The sequence below is a fragment of the Fictibacillus sp. EA-CB0309 genome, assembly GCF_055814265.1.
Map to the genome: position 1 here is coordinate 3,555,690 of NZ_CP169271.1, position 20,467 is coordinate 3,576,156.

Genomic DNA, 20,467 nt, shown 5'->3' on the forward strand with positions numbered 1-20,467 from the left:
GAGCCCTCCAATTGCAATGGGGGTTCCTTTTCTTTGTTTAGCTGACTGCTCGTGTTTCGGTCTTTCCTTGTTGAAGTTGATACATTTGGAAGTAACGTCCCTTTTCTTCCATCAGCTCTTCATGACTGCCACGTTCCACGATCACACCGCGATCAAGTACGAGAATTTGATCGGCACTCTTAATCGTAGAAAGTCTGTGAGCGATAATGAAAGTGGTTCTTCCGCGTTTTAATACATCTAGAGCTTCTTGAATCACGGCTTCTGTTTCAGTATCGATACTCGCAGTTGCCTCATCTAGAATCAGGATGGCTGGGTTATAAGCAAGCGCTCTTGCAAAAGAAATCAGTTGGCGCTGACCGGATGAAAGCGTGCTTCCTTTTTCTATAACCGGTTCATCCAATCCTTTTGGCAAGTTATTAATAAAAGGCATGGCTCCTACATCAGTAAGTGCCTTTTCAACTTGTTCCCTCGAGATCTCAGGGTTATCGAGGCTAACATTGGATGCAATCGTTCCTGAAAACAAGAATGGATCTTGCAGAACGATTCCCATATGCTGACGCAATTCCTGTTTGGAAAGTTCCATAATGTCTTTTCCGTCAATGACGATCTTGCCTTGCTTAATATCATAGAATCGGAATAGCAAGTTCATGATCGAGCTTTTCCCAGAACCCGTGTGTCCGACTAGGGCCACTGTTTCCCCTTGGTTCGCTTCAAATGAGATATTTTTTAACACGGGCTCCCCTTCTACATAACTAAAGGTAACATCTTGAAACTCTACATTTCCTTTGTAACGTTCGATCTCTGTTTCTGTTACTTTCTGCCCTGGCTCATCCATCAGCACAAATACTCTCTCTGCTGATACCAGTGCCTGCTCAAGCTGTGCAAGCTGATTGACCATACCTGTTACAGGGTGGAACATACGGTTCAAATAATCAACAAACGCATAAAGAACACCAATGGAAATGACCGAACCTACCCCAAGCGCCTGACCACCAAAGTGCCAGATGAACGCCATGAACGCGAGGTTTTTCAAAAACAGTACAAGGTTGTGTCCTGTCATCGCGTTTAGGCTTAACAGCTTATTTTGAAACGTGAAGTATTCTTTGTTCATCGTTTCAAATTCTTCAGTTGTTTCTTTTGTCTTTTAAAAGCTTGAATAATCGTCATACCGTTAATCGACTCGTTGATCATTCCGTTGATATCACTTAAAGTGGAACGAATTTTATGATTGTATTTGGATGCAAACTTACGGTATACAATGATCCATACAACAAGGATCGGTACAAGAATGAGACAGATCGTTGCCAGCTTTACATCAAGCAAGAATAACGCAATAAAGATACCCGTCAAGTAGATGATCCCTGTAAAGAAGTTTGCTAGTACGTTGATAAAGAGTTCTTTAATCGCTTCTGTATCATTCGTTATACGGGAAACGATCTTACCCGCTGGCTGATTATCAAAATAGGTGATAGCTACACGCTGTACGTGAGAGAACACATCTTGACGAATTTTTTTAATGACCAGATTTGAAGAACGCTGCAGCATATAGCGCTGACCGTATTGAAAGAATGATGCAAATACGAGAAGTCCTAAGTAGATCATAGTCAGCTTCATGATTCCCGCAATTTCTGGCTTATAAAAAGCAAATGTCTCGTTTGTGCTCAATTCATCTGCTGGATACGTTTCTGATCTTCCTTTAAATGAAATCGTTACTTCTCCGTTTTTCGCTGTTCGTTCCCCGTCAAATGAAATTGGCTGTGGAACAACATAATAATCACGTTTCACTTGAATGACTCTTATTTCTTTTCCTTTATTTTCTCCTGAATCAAAATGATCGCTTCGTTTATACCAGTTCCCATCGTAATTCACTGCTGCTTTTTCTTCTTTATCCACTTGGTACCACGGTCTTTCAATCCCAAGAATATGGTCATCGATCATGGTCTTTGCGATAAATGGTCCTGTCAGCTCTGCTCCGATTGCAACAGTTAGCATCAGCAGTCCTAGAATAAAGTTCCTTTTATAGTGAAGTGCGTATTGAAACAGGCGCTTTCCAACGTTCATGGCTACACCGCCTTATTATCATTTAAGTTTTGTTCGATTTGCTGGCGTTCGTGCTGCTCTTTATACCAGCCATCTCTTGCTATTAAGTCCTCATGTCTGCCTTCGTCTACAATCGCTCCATCATCAATAACGATGATCCAGTCTGCGTGTTCAACAGCTGACAATCGGTGTGTTGTAATAAATGTCGTTTTTCCTGCACGTTCTTTACGAATATTTCCGATGATCGCAGTCTCCGTTTTCGCATCAACAGCCGAAAGCGCATCGTCTAAAATTAAGATCTCAGGGTCTACGCACAGTGCTCGTGCAATGGATACACGCTGCTTCTGTCCGCCTGACAATGCCACACCTTTTTCCCCTACAAGTGTGTTCAATCCTTCTGGAAGATACTGAACATCTTTTCTAAAAGAAGCCATCTCCATCACATGGTTCAGTTTATCGACATCCGCTAAACTGTTGCCAAAGAGAATGTTTTCTTGAACCGTTTTAGAGAATAGAATAGCGTCCTGCGGCACATAGCCGATCCATCCTTGAAGATCTTCTAACGCAATGTCTTCAATTTCAACACCTGAGAACGAGATCTTCCCTTCACCAGCTGGGTACTCTCTTAAGAGCTGCTTGAGCAAAGTCGTTTTCCCGCTTCCCGTACGTCCGACAATTCCAAGGGTTCCACCTTTTTTGACCGTTACATTGATGTTACTTAAGTTATCAACTTCAGAGGACGGATATCGAAACGTCACATTCTCAAATGAAATTGTGCCTGGATCTTTTAGTGGAACTAGATCTTCTCCATTCTTAACGTCTGGTTCATATGACAGCGTTTCGTTTACTCGATCTAGCGAAGCACTTCCGCGTTCCATAATATTGATAAGCTCACCGATTGCAATCATCGGCCAGATCAGCATCCCGAGATACACGTTAAACGTTACCAGTTCACCCAATGTAATTGTTTTGTGAAACACCATATAGGCGCCGTAACCTAAACCGATCAAGTAGCTCATTCCTACTAGCACCTTAATGGTAGGTTCAAAGAGTGCATCAATTCTTGAAACAGCCAAGTTCTTTTCAAACACATCTTCTGTCACTTTATTAAAGCGTTCTACATCTGCTTCTTCCTGCACGTAAGCACGGATTACACGCACGCCTTGAATGCTTTCTAAAACGGAATCGTTCATTTCACCAAAGGCATCTTGTGCAACGGTAAAACGCTGATGTACTTTTTTACCATACTTTTTGATGATAAACGCGATAACAGGCAGTGGAATAAGTGCTGCAAACGTCAATTTCCAGCTGATCATGAATCCCATAACGAACAGAATCGTCAGCATGAACAAACTTGAATCAACGAGCGTTAATATTCCAAATCCCGCAGTCATTGAGATGGCCTTCAAATCATTTGTTGCTCGAGCCATCAAATCTCCTGTTCTATTTTTCTCAAAAAATGTAGGAGTCATCTTTAATAAGTGACGCATGAATCTAGAACGCATCGTACGCTCAATAATAAAAGCGCCTCCAAAAAGCTGATACATCCAGATATACATCGTTACGTACATCGAAATCAGAACCGCAACAAAGATTCCGAGGGTCTTCATCATATCTTCTCTTGTGATCGTACCCATATGAATGGAATCGATGATATTCCCAATGAGTTTTGGCGGAATAACCTCAATGATTCCTACGCCTGTTAACAGCACGACCGCTATTGTGTACCGAATCCAATGCCTCTTAAAAAACCAGGCTAACTTACCTAAAACTGAAAACATATATGTCTCTCCTCTCTATCTGCCTTACTATTAAACAATTGTTTAATCGAGCTACCCAAAAAGTGTATGATCCTTGCGTTCTAGCCACACGTTAAATTGTTCTTTTTTCATCTGTTTTTCCTCCTGAAATTTTAGTAATCTATTGCAAAAGAAGAGTGATCTCTTCGTGCAAACAAAATAAAAAGCATACCACGTCGTCGAACGTGATATGCTCCATTAACCATAAAAAAACACACGTCACGACTGGGGTGACCTGCGTACGAATATGTATGTAGATACGAAAAATGAATAGAAAGGAATCTTAATACATCTGTTCCGGCAGGCCATGATATGAAGTTGTAGTGTTGTTATCTAATACAATAGAGACCGCAATTTGAGTAACAATCATTACTTTCACCATGACACAACCATCCTTTCCATAATTTTGTAGTTTGTAACTTTGGTAATCTTAACACTATTCTAATAACTATGTCAATTGCTTTTGGATATGCTAAAAATATTATTTTTCTGTTTAATATATGACTTTAGTCGGCGTGTGGTGTGTCCAAATTATTTCAATATCAGCGCGAGATAATGGATCGGTTCGTTTAAGGAGATGTTTTTGGGTCACCAACTTGGCTAATCACTAAAAAGAAAACAGCCATCACTAGACGGCTGCTTTAGTCTACACAATCTGTCCATCACTCATTTTGATTATATGATCAACATAACAAAGCATTTCCTCGTCATGGGTAACCATTAGGGTAGTAATGTTCAATGTTTTCGTTAAATCTCGGATTAAAGACATAACCTCTTTTGACTTTTTTGAATCTAAACTTGCAGTTGGTTCATCTGCAAAGAGAACTTTAGGTTTATGAATGATTGCACGAGCAATTGCAACCCGTTGTTTTTCCCCACCAGACAATGAAGAAGGATAAGCATTTTTACGATGTTGTAATCCAACTAATTTTAGAATTTTGTCAATTTCTTGTTTTTGTTCATGTTTGTTAATTTCCGATTCAGAAACATCGAGCATTAGTATCAGTTGTTCTTCTACTGTGAGAAAAGGAACAAGATGTGCAAATTGAAAAACAAAACCAAACTTACTTGCTCGTATATTCCGCACTTGTTCAGAACTCATAGTGGTCATGTTTTTGCCTTCAAATAATACGTGTCCATCTGATGCAGGTTGAAGTCCTGCAGCTATTGTAAGAAGTGTACTCTTACCCGACCCTGATGGACCTACTAAAGCCGTTATCTCACCTTCTTTAAGAGATAGATTGATTCCTTTTAATATTTCTTCCTTCACATCACCATTAGTAAATGTTTTTCTAACGTTATCAATTGTGAACATTTCCCTATTATACCTCCCTTGTTGAATCGCTTGTAATGGTTCTACTCTTTTTATTTGTAAACCGGATAGCGTAGCTCCAATAAATCCAATGATTAAGAAGACAATAGACAATTGCATGATGGTTTCAGTAGTTAAACTAAAAGGCATGTCCTTAGGTGCAACCCTATTAAAAAATTGACTAAAAGTAACAGATAGTGAAAGTGCATTAATGGTAATAAACAACATTTGAGTCCACATCATTTTAAACAAATCACTTGTTTTTACCCCAATTGCTTTTAAAATTCCAAATAACCCTGTTTTTTGAACGTTCATCATGTAGAAAAAGATACCGAACAGCATTCCACTAATCACAACCAAGAACCATACAATCATATTTAAAGACGTTTGTTCTGCACTGTAGCTAGGAATTGTTTTAAGAAAATCACTATTTGAAAAAGATTGTAGCCCATTAAATTGTTGGGATGATTCTCCTTTTGGTATAAAGACTAGCTGCATTTCTTCAACACGGTATATCTCTTTATAATTCTCCATACTTAGATACGCTACAGGTGCATGGCTAAATTTCTTTTGGTCCACAAAACCTTTTACAACAAACTTTCCACTATATTGATTATGAGTTAAGATATCTCCAACTTTTATGCCATCATTCTCTAATGAACGGTCAAGTACAATTTCCCCGCGATTTACATTTTCAAATAATTTTGAGTCGGTAGATGTGACAAAAGCGACGCTTCGTTTGTTTTCCACTCTCATCGTTCAAAAAGCCCATCTGTATGGATAGTGCAACGGCATCTTTTTGTTGGTTTATTATTTTTTCTTGCATACTATTGTCTATCCTCGATAAATTATAGGTTTCTTCTGCTTCTTGATTCATGTAAAATTGTCCGCTCGGCAAGTCTTTTATTAATGCAGCATTATCTTGTGATAATCCATTTGCCAAACCTGAAATGATAAAAGTTAATAAACTAACTAGAAAAATGATCGAACCTAATATTAGGAACCTAACTTTATTTTTTAATATTTCTTTCCAAGCAATGCTCATAACATCTCCTCCAATCTCTTGTTACATTGTTAGTCTATAGGTCTATTATGAACAGACGATGAATAACAAGTTACAAATCATTGGAGTAAAGAATTCCACAAAAAATGTCATTCATCACCAATGGCTTCCATGGGCAATGCATGACACACTTGAGAGTATTTTCTAGCCAATAGGTAATTCAACAACAAGGGTAGTCCCTTCATTTTCCTTACTATTCACATCCGTATGACCACCATGCAGTTTAACAATGGTAGCAACGATTGATAGACCAAGTCCGGTCCCTTCCACAGTTCGTGAACGTGCGATATCTGCACGATAAAAGCGATCAAAAATCCTTTCTAATTCCTTATTATTCATGCCTATCCCTGTATCTTCAAAAGTGATGAATAACGATTTTTCTCTTTCTTCAATCGATATTTCAATACTGCCATTAGGTTTATTGTACTTAATGGCATTTGTTAACAGATTATCCCATACGGTATTCAATAAAGAAGGGTCACCGATAAATTCTGTATCTGGAAGGGAATAGCGCAGCATAATCCCTTTCTCATTTATCAGCCATTGATAATTTCGAACCAGTTCTTTAATTTGCTGTGCAATATTGAATGGTTTCTTCTTTAAAATTTCTTCATTGCGATCAAGTGAGGCAAGAAGTAACAATTGTTTAGTTAGTGTAGAAAGCCTGTTAATTTCACCGTTTATTACAGATATATATTGTGTTTTTTCTTTTGAATTCAATGATTCTTTTTCCAGCAGATTTGTGTATCCTTTTATATTTGATAAGGGTGATTGTATGTCATGAGAGATGTTGGATATAAATTCTTTTCTCATCTCATCCGATTGTTCTAATTTCCGCGACATCTGTAAAAAGCTATGAGATAACTCCCCTAATTCATCACCACGGTTAATATCAAGTTCAACGTTAAAGTTCCCTTTTGAGAGTGATTTTGTGGCAACCGTTAATTTAGAGATTGGCTTCACTAAATATTTTGCGCTGACCACTACCATCACAATGCTTAACGTGATCATTAAGGCAAACAGCCAACCGAACAGAATATGCATCTCATTAAAAAGGAGCTTGATATCAGGTCTCATAAAAAGAGCATAGCTTTTTCCATCATGCTTCAACGGCACACCGATCGTGTTCTTTAATTCATTTGCAAAAAAGCCTGTCACAAATGTTTCTTTCGGAAAATGAAGAATTCCATGATAAATATCACCGTTTAATACATTTTCTTTAGTTGACGCAGGTAGCATTTTGTTTCGAAAGGATGCTCCGAAATAGGATTCATCTCCAGAATCCTCTACTAAGTATATTTGATAGCCAATCGCAGAAAGGTTTTCAAAGTACTCCTTTAAATTGATACTGGGGTGTTCTTTAACAAAAGACACCATTTCTAGTGCGATTTTTGTGTTTTTTGATCATTATAGGGTTTTAATTTTTGCTGATAGTATGTATTGGAGATAAAAAAAGCTAATATACCACTTAAAATCATAATCCCTATAGTAATGACTACAAATTTTACGTAAAGAGACTTCATCGTTTTGCCTCCAGTAAATACCCGACCCCACGTACTGTTTTAATTTGAAAATCATCTGTCCATCTAGAAAAACGTTCCCTTAATCGCTTTACATGAACATCTACAGTTCGTTCATCTCCTTCATAATCCAGACCCCAAATCTGTTCAATTAAGTGGTCTCGAGTAAACACTTGCATAGGGTTTGAAATAAAAAATACAACAATTCAAATTCCTTTAAAGGTAAAAGTATAGTTTGATCACCAATGTGAACTTCATAGCTCTTTTTGTTTATAACCGTTCGTCCTAAACAAACAATGGATTCATCTAATTGTCTATCATATCGCCTTAGTAAAGCTTTAATTCGAAAGAGTAATTCTTTCGGTTCAAAAGGTTTAACCAGATAATCATCTGTTCCAGATAGAAAGCCCTGTTCCTTATCCTCGATTTGATTTTTAGCCGTTAATAAGACAATAGGAATGTCATAATTTTTACGTATCTCTTTTGTTAAGATATAACCGTCCATATAAGGCATCATCACGTCCACAACGGCCAAATCACAATTCTTATTTCGTAGAATGTTTAAAGCTTCTAAACCGTCTTGCGCTTGAAATACTTTATAGCCTGCTTCAGATAAATGAACATCTACAAGCTTTAGTATATTGATATCATCATCGACAATTAGAATATTAGTCATTATTAAATACTCCTATACTTTTATCCGTTTAATTATCCATTACATATAATATGGATTATTCCATCCAATAGTTGTAAGCACCATTAGTCTATACGATTTAAAATTTAATCACAAATCGTAGAAGTTAGCTGCCATTAATGCAGCCAATTCTTGCCATAATCTGGCGAGGTTTCATCATATAGCAGCGAGTCGATAATTATGGACGCTTGTCATCCAATAACAAAAACCCGCCACAAAAAGTGACGGGCTCACAAAACATGTTTTTATCCTAACTGACGAGTCAGATTAGCCATCTCGATTGCAGAAACTGCTGCTTCCCAGCCTTTGTTTCCTGCTTTCGTTCCAGCACGTTCGATTGCTTGTTCGATAGAATCTACTGTAAGCACTCCAAAGATTACTGGAACGCCGCTTGTCATTGATGCTTGTGCTACTCCCTTAGCAGCTTCATTGCATACATAATCGAAGTGCGGAGTGGATCCGCGGATAACCGCTCCTAGTGTGATCACAGCATCATAGTTCCCGCTGTCTGCCATCTTTTTAGCGATTAATGGAATTTCAAATGCACCAGGCACCCAAGCGATATCTACATCATCTTCTGAAATTCCGTGTCTCTTAAATGCATCCTGTGCCCCAGATACTAACTTATCAGAAATAAAATCATTAAAACGCCCTGCAACGATTCCTACTTTTAATCCTGTACCAACTAAATGTCCTTCAAATAATTTTGCCATTTATCGTTCCTCCTGTATTAGAAATGAAGCATGTGCCCCAATTTGCTCTTTTTTGTTTTTAAATACTCTTCGTTGTTTTCGTTATGCGGCATCTGAAGTGCCACACGGTCTGTTACTTCCAAGTCATAGCCTTTTAATCCCGCAATCTTTCTTGGATTATTCGTCAAAAGTTTCATTTTACTGATGCCGAGCTCTTTAAGAATCTGCGCTCCGATTCCATAGTCACGCAGATCCGGCGCAAACCCTAGCTGCTCATTGGCTTCAACTGTATCGAGTCCCTCTTCTTGAAGTTTATAAGCTTTCATTTTATTGATAAGCCCGATTCCGCGTCCTTCTTGTCTCATGTACAATAGAACACCAGAGCCTGCTTTTTCAATCTGAGAAAGAGCCGCATGAAGTTGAGGACCACAGTCACAGCGGGCCGACCCAAACACATCACCGGTCAAACATTCAGAGTGAACACGAACCAGCACAGATTCATCACTATTAATTTCACCTTTTACAAGCGCCACATGTTCTTTCTCATCCAGCACATTTGAAAAGCCGATCGCTTTAAAATCACCAAATTCAGTTGGGAGATTGATTTCAACTTCTCGCTTTACCATCTGTTCCGTTTTGTTTCGGTACGTAATAAGGTCTTTGATTGTAATGAGTTTCATATTGTGCTGTTTTGCTAGCTCAACAAGCTCAGGAACACGAGCCATCGTTCCGTCTTCTTTCATGATTTCGCAGATTACTCCAGCAGATTGACTGCCAGCCATATTTGCTAGGTCGATTGCCGCTTCTGTGTGCCCTGCTCGTCTTAACACGCCGCCTTTTTTCCTATCAACGGAAAGATATGGCCAGGACGCTTAAAGTCAGATGGCACAGAATCACCATTCACAAGCTCCCGAACAGTAGCTGCTCGTTCTTGCGCAGAAATCCCGGTTGTTGTTGATTTGTGATCGACACTGATTGTAAAAGCGGTGCCGTGCGAATCGGTATTGGCTGCTACCATCGGTGAAAGATCCAGCTTCATCGCGATTTCCTCAGAGATTGGTGTACAAACGAGACCACGTCCGTGCGTTACCATAAAATTGATGGTTTCTGGTGTGATTCCTTCAGCTAGGGCAACAAAGTCTCCTTCATTTTCACGATCTTCATCATCCACTACGATAACGATTTTGCCTTCTCTTAAATCTGCAACTGCTTCTTCTATGGAGTGAAACATGAACTCTCCTCCTAAAATCCGTGCTCTTGTAAGAAATCAAGAGACAGCTTTGACTTTTGTTTTTGATCTTCTTTCTCTGGAGCCAACATTCTGTAGACATATTTTGCGAGCATATCACATTCAATATTCACTACGTCTCCCGTACCTTTTTTACCTAAAATCGTATGATCTGCCGTATGCGGAATCAAAGAAACTGTGATTGTATTTTTGGTAACGTCAAAAACGGTTAAGCTTGTCCCATCTACACAAACGGAACCTTTTAGCATAAAGTAGCGCATCAGATGATCTGGAAGTGCAATTGTATAATAGATTGCGTTTTTCTCTGGTCGCTTCTCTAAAATTTCTCCTGTACCATCAACATGCCCAGAAACAAAATGTCCGCCAAACCTTCCTCCTGCTGCCATAGCTCGCTCGAGATTAACGATTGAACGGTTGTTTAACAGCTTTAATGTTGAAGACCGATACGTTTCTGGCATCACATCCACAGTAAACTGATTTTTGCCGAAAGAAGTCACGGTCAGACATACCCCATTCACTGCAATACTGTCTCCAAGGTGCACGTCTTTCAACACCTCTTCAGCCGAAATGGTAAGTACAATTGTTTCATTGCCTTTCGTGATGGATTTAATCGTGCCTTTTTCCTCAATGATGCCTGTAAACAAAGAGCTTTCCCTCCCATTGTTGTTTTTGGTAGTAGTTGATTTCCGTTCCAGGTGCTCGCTTTCCGCGGGGCAGGCGGTGAGCCACATTCGTAACGTTTCACTCTTAAGTGTCTCACCTGCCCGCCTGTCCCGCAGGAGTCCTTCCACTCCAATCAACTTGCTAAAGAAGAAAAAAACATACAAAAAGAATGCAAAAACCTTTTTGAAATAAGTTTTCAAGAACGTCGTAAATATGCAAAGCGGGAGTCTATTTATTTTAAAAATAAAAATACCCCGGAAACAGAAAGTTCCCGGGGTTTGTGTTAAAAGTATAACGAAATAAACCTTTAAATATACCTTTTTAAAATACAGGCAATTAAAAGCGTTCACGTTCCTTCTCCCATCCAGACTATACTGTCGGCTTCGGAATTGCACCGAATCCACCGCTTTCGCGTATCGCAAAACCGGGTCACGGACTAAGAGGCTATAGCCTCATCACCGCCGGTTGGGAATTTCACCCGACCCCGAAGGACACTATTTACTTAAGTTCATTATAAGTAAACAATAGACTGAATTCAAACATGATCGCTTTTATTGACCAATAATTAATTTTTCTTTCGGATAATGAATGTGTTCTGTCACTACTTTACCTCTGATGATAAAGAGGAATGACAGTACGCCGATTCTTCCAATAAACATCAGCAGCATGAGGATAATTTTTCCGGTCGAGCTCAATTCACCCGTAATCCCTGTAGAAAGTCCTGTTGTTCCGAATGCTGAGCACACTTCAAAAAAAGATACTCAATCGGCATAGGATCTGTAATCGCTAGGATTATCGTAGACGTCGTACAAAGCACCATCGCCACAATAATAACAATAAACGACTTCTGTATATCTTCAGGATAAATTTCACGCTTAAAGATCTTAATCGTATTTCTACCTTTGGCATAAAAGAGAATCGCCAACAGTGCTACAGCAAATGTCGTTGTTCGGATACCACCACCAACCGAGCTCGGTGATGCACCGATAAACATCATTACCGATAAATAAAGCATTGTTGGAACGGAAAGTTCAGAGATATCCATCGTCGATAATCCCCCGCTTCTAGTCGTAACAGACTGAAACATGGAGTAGAAGAACGTTTCATGCCAAGACTTATCCTCAAAAAAGCATTCATTTCCAGGACATATATACCAATTGCACCCGTTACAACCAATAACGCAAATGTTGTTGTCGTTACCTTTGTAAAAAGGGTAAATGTATATCGCTCCAGATACTTACGCTCTTTTATAAAGTTATTAATTTCAACTAATACAGGAAACCCAATGGCTCCTGACGTAATTAAGCACATCGTAACGATTTGAACAAGATAATCGTGGCGGAACGGTATCAACGAGCTTCCCGTTATATCGAATCCAGCATTCGTCGTTGCCGTAACAGATGCAAAGAATGCGTGATATAGCACTTCTACTTCTGTATCGTAATAGGGCTGAAACAAGATAAAGAACAATACCGTTCCTACGATCTCAATCCCTATTATGAGTGTTAAAATCTGCTTCATCAGTTGAACGAGTCCTGCAAGTGTGGATTGGTTTTGATCTGTCATAATCAATTGACGTTCTCTCATTCCAATTCGTTTACCAATCAATAGCCATACTGCTGTTCCTAGCGTCATGACGCCGATCCCGCCTATTTGGCATATTAGGGCTAGAAGAATGACTCCTACATAATTGAACGTTTCAGAAATATTAACAGAGGTTAGACCCGTTACACTTACAGCACTAACTGCAGTAAATAAAGCATCAATAAACTTTAGTTCTACTCCCTCGTTATGTCCAACCGGCAAACTTAGTAAAACGGTCGCTACTAAAACAGACAATAAATAAAAGATAACGATTAGCTGAACAGAAGTTAAAAAAGTCTTTTTTGTTGGGTTGTTGCTGTATTTTTAAACATATATTTTTTCACCTGTCGAGGGGATTTTTCTGTAACCTTCTGAAATCTTAACAATAGCATTTCCATTTAACAAGGTGAAATCGAACATTTGTTAAAAAAAGACTGCAGAACTTTCAATTCAGCTCATTTTCAGAAATTATTCTTTTTTCAATTAGTCTCATCAATTCAACAGAGTTATCGACTTTAATTACCACTCTTGTAACATTCTTCTTAAATCCATAAATGATATCTGATTGGATGGGTTCTTTTAATAGGAGCTCGATCGCTGGCCGTTCTGGAATAAAATCACTTACTCTTGCTTCAAAAGTATATTTCCTTTCAGATGCAGGAATCTCATCTGGTCCTTCATATGTTTTCATTTCCTGTATTGCGCTAAAGGGCAACTCTATTCCTTTCATGAACCCTACATTCATAATCAGCAATTGATCTGAAACGATAAGGGGCACTTTCTTAACAGCTTGCATCTGCCCGAAAAGAAACAGAATGGAATAGATGTTAATGAAAAGTAAAATGAGTGAAACGGTATGATTTATCTGACTGAAGAAGTAATGAAGACCAACTGATTCTATAATGAGAGCATGAATAAGCATCAGCTGAAGAGCAACATAGCTTGTATTCTTATGGTAAGTAAAGGTGTGGTCTGAAGTCATAGGTGCTTTTCGCCAGGAAAACAGCGCATAATAAAGCATCGTTACTTCACTCACTACCGAATTAATCAACCGGCTTTGTGCAAAGTGAACGCTAACCGCCTGTCTTATCTTGATTAAAAAAGGCATTTCAGCAGGCAATTCAATATATGTCTTTTTAACTTTTGGAAACTTTTTGCACACCAAGATCAAAATATAAAGCTCAATCGAGATAAAACCCGCTTCTAATAACAGAAGCGCTTTTGGCACTACAGAAACGTTATCTAACAAGACATCAGGGATGATGTACGAAGCGAAACCATAACTTACAAGCGCTACAAGCAATGTCAGTTTCCAAGAATATCTTTTGCGGATGATAAAATAATAGGTGAGCAGCGGGATAACGAGAAGAAAGTCAAACATGGATCCAATTACTACGCTATCCGGAACAGGTTGGAAGTATGGAGTCTGGTACAAAATTACATTGCTACCAATTACTAAGAAACTAAGTATAAGAAAAGGCACCCATCTTATAGGTCTGATTAGCGTATCATTCATAAAATCCCTCCTCACCTTTAGTATACAATAAATACCAATAAATTCTTTTAATTCCAAATTACGTCACAAAACATTCATAAAACAAGACCACTACGCTTTAAAGAGCGGGTGGTCTTTTCTGATTACACGAGACTTTTCTTTTACAGGAATAAAAACAAGCAGACAGAGACTCATAGCAACTAGTTCGAGAGCAAGAATATACCACGGGTGTGGTCCTAAATAATCCATTAAAGAAGCATTGGCTGGTTTCTCCATCAAAAACATATAGTTTGCGTCTATCGCGGCATTTAACACGTATACTCCGAGGGCGTATACATTCAGCCAAAGAAAGGACATGAAAAACTGAACCCAGCTTATTTTAAAGGATTTTACGATACCGTAATATAACGCGGTCCAAACAATGAATGCATGTGCAATAAAATATTGAATAAATCGAAAATGCCAAGGTTCCTGGTATAACTCTGGTGTCAGTAACCCTTGAATAGCGCCAGTTAAACCAAAAAGATAAACAAACGCAAACAGCTTTCGATTATCGGTTAACAATAAAACTATACTTAGTAAAATATTTAAACTGCAAAGCTGCAGCGGCAGAAAGACTTTTACGGTCCACATATCGTTAGAGACCGCCCATAAGTGATACGAGATTTCAGAGAATAACAGGCCAAGGATCAGAACCTTCTTAACGGCACGCTTTCCGCTTAAACGAGAACGAAGGACGTACATGGTTACGCTCACCATGATTATTAATAAAAGTATCAGTACATGCTCAAAGCCAAACATCCTAAATCCAGATGTACCCGGACCAAACCAACCCTCCATTTATCCCCCTCCATCTTATTCTTATTGTTATTCAAAATTGCAACAGACTTTTCCTTTGAAAGATGTTATTTTTATTTGCACAACGTAACAGTGTTATGTTACATTAGTGTCAAGGAGGTTAATCATGGAAAATCTAATCTCAAAAAAGATCTGCTCGAAGCAGCCAATATCTCTTACGGTCAACTGTACCGTTGGAAAAGAAAGAACTTGATTCCTGAAAATTGGTTCATTCGAAAATCTACGTTTACTGGTCAAGAAACTTTTTTCCGAAAGATGATATGTTATTGCGAATTGAAAAAATTAAATCATTAAAAGATGATTTATCGCTCGATGAACTGGCTGATATGTTCTCTCCCTCTCCTACCTTAACTTCATTATCAGCAGAAGAACTCACCAAACGTAACATTGTTTCAAATACATCGTTAGAAATGTACATCAATCACCATGGAACCACCACTTCTTTTACCTTTAACCAATTATTAACCCTATATGTACTAGACACATTGCTTCAAACCGGTGAAGTCAATCGTTCTGAAGGTATGGATTTGTTAAAAGTGCTTGATGAACATTCAAAAAATCTGAAGAGCAATGAAAGCGAATTGATCTTTATTCGCAAGATGGGTGTGTCTTTTTTTATCCTTACACCTGAACCCGCTAAGCTGTTCGTAGAGTCTCAAGCAAAAATAATCGCTCATTATAAACTCAATCAATTCACAGAAGAACTTAAATTAAAACTGTCCTAAACGTGGAGGAGGAATTAAAAATGGAGAAAACAGCGACTAAAAACATTAGTATTTCTGGATCAGGAACTTCTTCTGGCGGCGAGTATAATCAAGTAAAAGTGAACGGCTCAGCTCATATTAATGGTGATTTAACATGTGAAGAATTCAAATGTAATGGCAGTTCTCATATTGAAGGAAACATTACTACAGGAACTGCAAAAATCAACGGCTCTACTCATTTTGAAGGTGATGTGGAAGCGAAAGAGATGACGATCAACGGCAGTACCGACATTGACGGAAACCTTTTTTGCCAGGAACTAAAGGTGCAGGGCTCCACTTCTGTTAAAGGAGACTTGAAAGGAAAAGAACTCATCATACGAGGTTCAGCTTCTGTTCAAGGAAATGTATCGAGTGAAGAAGTTGATTTGAAAGGACAAGTGAAGATTAAAGGTGATTGCGAAGCCGAATCCTTTGAAGCGCGCGGCAACTTTAAGATTGATGGTCTATTAAATGCTGGTACAATTGACGTGGAACTTCTTCGCCATTGTGAAGCAAAAGAAATTGGCGGCGAAAATATTTCAGTGAAAAAGACGAGAGATTCTTCAGGATTTAAAAAACTGTTCAAATTCTTTATGAGTAACCATACAGATCAACTTACAGCAGAGGTCATTGAAGGTGATCACCTTTACCTGGAATACACGCAGGCTGAAGTTGTGCGTGGAAACACCATTGAAATTGGTCCAGGGTGTGTGATTCAAAGAATCGAATACAAAACGAGTCTAGAAGTCGATGAAAGTGCAAAAGTCGGTTCACAGGAGAAGATTTAATTTCAGATAGAGGAATTGCTGGCGCTCGTATTCCCTGCTTTTATAAAAAGGCTGTTTTCGTATTCTTTGTTGCTTTTGAAAGTAGTTGATTTCCGTTTCAGGATGCTCGCTTTCCGCGGGGCAGGCGGTGAGCCACATTCATACGTTTCACTCTTAAGTGTCTCACCTGACCGCTTCAGTGAAGTATTCTTGCTCCTGCGTCTACAAGTTATTGCTACTAAAGTAAGCTTCCTCGTCGCATGCCTTGCGAGAAGTTTCTCAAGTGGTAGGCACGCACCTTTCACTCCAATCAACTGTTCAAAGAAGACATTAAAAAAGATTTAAGAAGCAACAATCCTTTAGAAAACAGCCTATAAAAAACTTACTCCTCAAACCACACAAAAGCTGCCCATCAAAGGTCTTGTTAAACACCTGTTTAAGGCAGCTTTCTCATTTTCTAATTCACTTTGAATTCATTTTCAACTTACTGACTCCTGCCGTTACCTTCAATCCAATAATCCCTGTGATTACAAAAGCTAAAAACACAAATCGAAGCAATGTTTTCGGCTCACCAAAAAGGATAATCCCCAAAATAACTGCACCCGCAGCACCAATTCCCGTCCAGATGGTATACGCCGTTCCGATAGGGAGCACTTTTGTAGCTTGTGACAAATAATAAAAGCTTACGATCATTCCGATAACCGTTACTACAGATGGCCATAGCTTTGTAAAACCATTCGTATATTTTAGACCGATTGCCCACACGATCTCAAAAATGCCTGCAATAAATAAATAGACCCATGCCATTTTAAATAACCTCCTAAAATAAATAAAGCCCGGGAAGATATAGTATCTATATCCTCCCAGGCTTTTATCCCTCCGTGTACACGGTGTATCCACCGTGCGCTTTCTCTCGGACCAGACTAGTGAAACACACTACGGAACCCTAGAAAGCTATCTGTCTATATTATCGAAAAAAGTTTATATGGTGTCAAGAAACAACTCTAACAGTATCCGCATGGTAAATAATGTATAGATCCTCCTTCTTTATCAAACATTAAGAAATAAAGGCAGGTGAAGACAGTCGTGGATACAACAAAAGTGGATGTTCCCATCTACAATGATCTACAAGCAAATGATGAATACATACGGAATCTTTACAAAAACTGTGATGATATCAAAATCAGGCATTTTCAGTTCGGTGAGAGCTACAAACAGGAAGCTTTGGTTGTACACTGCGATTCTCTTGTTCAAGAAGAAAAATCAAACCTGCTTCATCAAATGATTAAAGACTTGCCAGACTTTGAGGCTGCTCTTTCGCTTTCCGTTTCGATTCAACAAATCAAAAACTTTTTTGAGAATAAAGGGGTTTCATCAAGACCTGTAATACTCGTGAAAAACTACAATGAATTAAATGCCAATATTGTGAATGGCCATATCGTTTTACTCTTTGATAAGTGGGATCACGCGATAAGCATCGATGCTTCTTCTGTGGAAAAAGAAGTGTTGCAGAACCTCAAAACGAGGTAGTTGTCGTTGGACCAAGAGAAGGAACCATTGAAAACCTCCAAAAAAACCTTGGTTTAATTCGCTCTAGACTGAAATCACCAGACCTGAAATTCATTTTTAAACAAACAGAAAGTAAATCGAATACAAAGTTTGTTTACGGCTATCTAAACGGAACCGTAAAAAAAGAAATGCTAGAGGAATTTGAGTCGAGAATTAACAAAATAAATAAAGAGGAAATTCTTGAAACTTCCTATATCGCTGAACTAATAGAAGAGTCAACCATTACCCCATTTCCTCAATATCGATTTACAGAAAGACCGGACGTTGCTGCCGCCTCTCTATTAGAAGGCAAAATCATCATCTTGATGGAAGGGACAGGCACCATTGTGATTTGTCCGGGATTGTTTAATGAATTCTTCCAATCTGCTTCAGACTATTATCAACGGTCGATTTTCTCTTCGATTATTAGGATGGTAAGGCTTGTTGGATTTATTTTAAGTTTGGCTTTACCGAGCATCTATATCGCATTGACGACGTTCCACTCAGAGCTTATACCAACAGTGCTTCTCATAGCGTTATTAGATACGAGGGAAGGAATCCCTTTCCTGCGATTATAGAAGCTTTAATTATGCTGTTTTTTTCGAACTTTTACAAGAAGCTGGAGTAAGACTACCAAAACCGATTGGATCAACCGTCAGTATTGTTGGAGCCTTAATTATAGGTGAAGCATCCATTAATGCAGGGCTCGCTTCTCCCATCATGATTGTTGTGATTGGACTTACGGGAATCGCTTCTTTTTCCATACCTTATTACGATTTTGGATTTGCAGCAAGATTATTGCGGATACCTTTAATGTTTCTTGCAGCTGTTATGGGAGGATTTGGCCTTTTCCTTGGATTTATACTCATATTCCTGCATCTGTCCAAATTAAAAGTGCTTAATGAACCATACCTAGGTACATTCACACTGAACAGCACATCATTATTAAAAGATGGTTTCATTCGTTAGTCATTGAAAAAGTTGCTTCGTCCTCGAAGCACTGGAAAAGGAATCTAATGCACGAACTTAGAAAAGGCGGGATGAACTTGAAGAAGTTAATTAAATACATCGTTGCCTCTTCCCTCTTTTTTTATCAGGCTGCTGGGATCACGCTGAATTAACTGAATATGTTTTTGTTCAATCATTGGCGATTGATCAACATAAGAACGGTAAGATAAAACTTACAACACAATTTTATAAACCTGCACCAAAAATCGCCTCAGCCGGTAGCGGTGGTGAATCTTTTTTCAATATTGAGACTGAAGCAAAATCTGTCTTTGACGCCATTCGGGATGTGACCATTCATGTTGGTAGAAAAGCAAACTGGGGACATGTTCGATTTATTGTTATCAGTGAAGAGGTTGCAAAAAATCATAATCTTGGCTCAGCTCTAGATTTCTTTTATCGTGATCATGAACCAAGGCTCTTAACAGGGATTGCTGTAACAGAAGGTGTTGCAGCTGACTATTTAAAAGAAAAACCACATGTTGAAAATACAGTGAGTGAGCAATTGAATGAAGCTACCAAAACGGGAAGCAAGTTTAGCTCAAAAACGTATCCGGCTAACTTATATACCATTGGAAAACAGCTTCATAGCGAAGTAGATACAGCATATGCACCCTTTTTGAAAAAACAAAAAGCGAAAGAGAACAGTATTTTTGTAGATGGCCTTTCTATCTTTCAAAAAGGAAAATTAAAAAACATTTTATCGAACAAAGATACGAAATCACTAATGTTAGCCACTAATGAATTTCAATTTGGAATTATTGAGGTTCCTTGTAAAGGAAAAAAACTGCGAGAAACGTTCGAAGTGACTGAATCGCATACCAAAACATCCATTTCAATAAAAAAAGATGCAATTCATTACTACATTAAGCCAAAACTACAAGCAAGTATGGGGGAATTAGAATGTACAACGATCAAAAAAGGGTCTCAAGTAGAAAAGCTTAACGAAAAGATTGAAAAACAAATTAATTCTAACCTTACTGCCTTACTAAAACATTCTCAAAAGAAAAACCTAGATATCATCGGTTTGGGTAACTATATCTACAGATCAAACCCTCAGGAATGGGCAAAGATAAAAAAGAAAAAATACCTTATTATAAAAATGCGGTTTTTCATGTAGATACGACTGTGAATGTTAATAACACAGGCACTGATATAGGGAGAGCTTTTCACAAAAAGAATTAGATTGATGAGGGATCACATTGACAGAAAAACTCATTATTTTTATCTTGGTCGTACTGATTTATTTGGATTACCAAACTGTAAAACAAGATAAGAAATCCCAAAAAATTTATTTGTTTATTTCAATACCTGCTGTTTATTTATTGTATTCATATGTTTCAGGGATGAATCTGCCAAACTTAGACGAAATATTTTACTTCATTCTCGGACCAGCTGCTGAAGCCGTTATCTCATGGCTGCAAGTAAAATAACA

11 protein-coding genes, 8 pseudogenes and 2 riboswitches are annotated in these 20,467 nt (G+C 38.4%); of the genes and pseudogenes, 6 read left to right on the forward strand and 13 right to left on the reverse strand.

What is annotated here, in order from left to right:
- Positions 1 to 37: 37 nt before the first annotated feature.
- The 12 genes and pseudogenes from ACEWFH_RS19950 to ACEWFH_RS20005 all read right to left on the reverse strand — a co-directional run bounded on the left by ACEWFH_RS19950 (position 38) and on the right by ACEWFH_RS20005 (position 14,951).
- A pseudogene (locus ACEWFH_RS19950) lies at positions 38 to 2,061 on the reverse strand (ABC transporter ATP-binding protein).
- A 2-nt stretch (positions 2,062 to 2,063) separates the two neighbouring features.
- The gene (locus ACEWFH_RS19955) at positions 2,064 to 3,821 is read right to left on the reverse strand and encodes an ABC transporter ATP-binding protein (RefSeq protein WP_473725410.1); all 1,758 of its coding nucleotides are present in this window, start codon (positions 3,819 to 3,821) and stop codon (positions 2,064 to 2,066) included.
- Between the two features lie 664 nt (positions 3,822 to 4,485).
- Complete coding sequence (locus ACEWFH_RS19960; RefSeq protein WP_473727371.1) at positions 4,486 to 5,154, reverse strand: ABC transporter ATP-binding protein; 669 nt, start codon at positions 5,152 to 5,154, stop codon at positions 4,486 to 4,488.
- A 15-nt stretch (positions 5,155 to 5,169) separates the two neighbouring features.
- Positions 5,170 to 6,196, reverse strand: a pseudogene (locus tag ACEWFH_RS19965) (ABC transporter permease); the annotation flags it as partial.
- 162 nt (positions 6,197 to 6,358) lie between these two features.
- Positions 6,359 to 7,737, reverse strand: a pseudogene (locus ACEWFH_RS19970) (sensor histidine kinase).
- A pseudogene (locus tag ACEWFH_RS19975) lies at positions 7,734 to 8,410 on the reverse strand (response regulator transcription factor). The pseudogenes ACEWFH_RS19970 and ACEWFH_RS19975 overlap by 4 nt, the downstream one beginning before the upstream one ends.
- 263 nt (positions 8,411 to 8,673) lie before the next feature.
- On the reverse strand, positions 8,674 to 9,141 hold the full coding sequence (gene ribH / locus ACEWFH_RS19980; protein ID WP_066239884.1) for a 6,7-dimethyl-8-ribityllumazine synthase: 468 nt from the start codon (positions 9,139 to 9,141) through the stop codon (positions 8,674 to 8,676).
- Positions 9,142 to 9,158: 17 nt separating this feature from the next.
- Positions 9,159 to 10,351: pseudogene (locus ACEWFH_RS19985) on the reverse strand (bifunctional 3,4-dihydroxy-2-butanone-4-phosphate synthase/GTP cyclohydrolase II).
- An 11-nt stretch (positions 10,352 to 10,362) separates the two neighbouring features.
- A complete protein-coding gene (gene ribE / locus ACEWFH_RS19990; protein ID WP_473725411.1) occupies positions 10,363 to 11,013 on the reverse strand; it encodes a riboflavin synthase in 651 nt (216 codons plus the stop codon).
- A 367-nt stretch (positions 11,014 to 11,380) separates the two neighbouring features.
- A riboswitch (FMN riboswitch) is annotated at positions 11,381 to 11,528 on the reverse strand.
- A 55-nt stretch (positions 11,529 to 11,583) separates the two neighbouring features.
- Positions 11,584 to 12,889, reverse strand: a pseudogene (locus tag ACEWFH_RS19995) (TrkH family potassium uptake protein).
- A 172-nt stretch (positions 12,890 to 13,061) separates the two neighbouring features.
- Positions 13,062 to 14,132, reverse strand: coding sequence for a hypothetical protein (locus tag ACEWFH_RS20000; protein ID WP_473725412.1), 1,071 nt, complete (start codon positions 14,130 to 14,132; stop codon positions 13,062 to 13,064).
- A gap of 90 nt (positions 14,133 to 14,222) precedes the next feature.
- Positions 14,223 to 14,951: a YwaF family protein gene (locus ACEWFH_RS20005; RefSeq protein ID WP_473725413.1), complete on the reverse strand. Its 729-nt coding sequence runs from the start codon at positions 14,949 to 14,951 to the stop codon at positions 14,223 to 14,225.
- On the opposite strand from ACEWFH_RS20005, the pseudogene ACEWFH_RS20010 reads away from it, so the two are divergent.
- Positions 14,895 to 15,694 (forward strand): annotated as a pseudogene (locus ACEWFH_RS20010) (YhbD family protein). The gene ACEWFH_RS20005 and the pseudogene ACEWFH_RS20010 overlap by 57 nt on opposite strands.
- A gap of 20 nt (positions 15,695 to 15,714) precedes the next feature.
- On the forward strand, positions 15,715 to 16,500 hold the full coding sequence (locus ACEWFH_RS20015; protein WP_473725414.1) for a polymer-forming cytoskeletal protein: 786 nt from the start codon (positions 15,715 to 15,717) through the stop codon (positions 16,498 to 16,500).
- A gap of 441 nt (positions 16,501 to 16,941) precedes the next feature.
- Here ACEWFH_RS20015 and sugE read toward each other — a convergent pair whose 3' ends face one another.
- Complete coding sequence (gene sugE, locus ACEWFH_RS20020; RefSeq protein WP_473725415.1) at positions 16,942 to 17,286, reverse strand: quaternary ammonium compound efflux SMR transporter SugE; 345 nt, start codon at positions 17,284 to 17,286, stop codon at positions 16,942 to 16,944.
- 51 nt (positions 17,287 to 17,337) lie between these two features.
- Positions 17,338 to 17,440: riboswitch (guanidine-I (ykkC/yxkD leader) on the reverse strand.
- A gap of 140 nt (positions 17,441 to 17,580) precedes the next feature.
- Here sugE and ACEWFH_RS20025 point away from each other — a divergent pair.
- From ACEWFH_RS20025 to ACEWFH_RS20040, 4 genes and pseudogenes are all read left to right on the forward strand, one after another.
- Positions 17,581 to 18,605 (forward strand): annotated as a pseudogene (locus tag ACEWFH_RS20025) (spore germination protein).
- Positions 18,571 to 18,996, forward strand: coding sequence for a spore germination protein (locus tag ACEWFH_RS20030; RefSeq protein WP_473727372.1), 426 nt, complete (start codon positions 18,571 to 18,573; stop codon positions 18,994 to 18,996). The pseudogene ACEWFH_RS20025 and the gene ACEWFH_RS20030 overlap by 35 nt, the downstream one beginning before the upstream one ends.
- Positions 18,997 to 19,090: 94 nt before the next feature.
- The gene (locus tag ACEWFH_RS20035) at positions 19,091 to 20,152 is read left to right on the forward strand and encodes a Ger(x)C family spore germination protein (RefSeq protein WP_473727373.1); all 1,062 of its coding nucleotides are present in this window, start codon (positions 19,091 to 19,093) and stop codon (positions 20,150 to 20,152) included.
- A gap of 82 nt (positions 20,153 to 20,234) precedes the next feature.
- Complete coding sequence (locus ACEWFH_RS20040; RefSeq protein WP_473725416.1) at positions 20,235 to 20,465, forward strand: hypothetical protein; 231 nt, start codon at positions 20,235 to 20,237, stop codon at positions 20,463 to 20,465.
- The last annotated feature ends 2 nt before the right edge of the window (positions 20,466 to 20,467 follow it).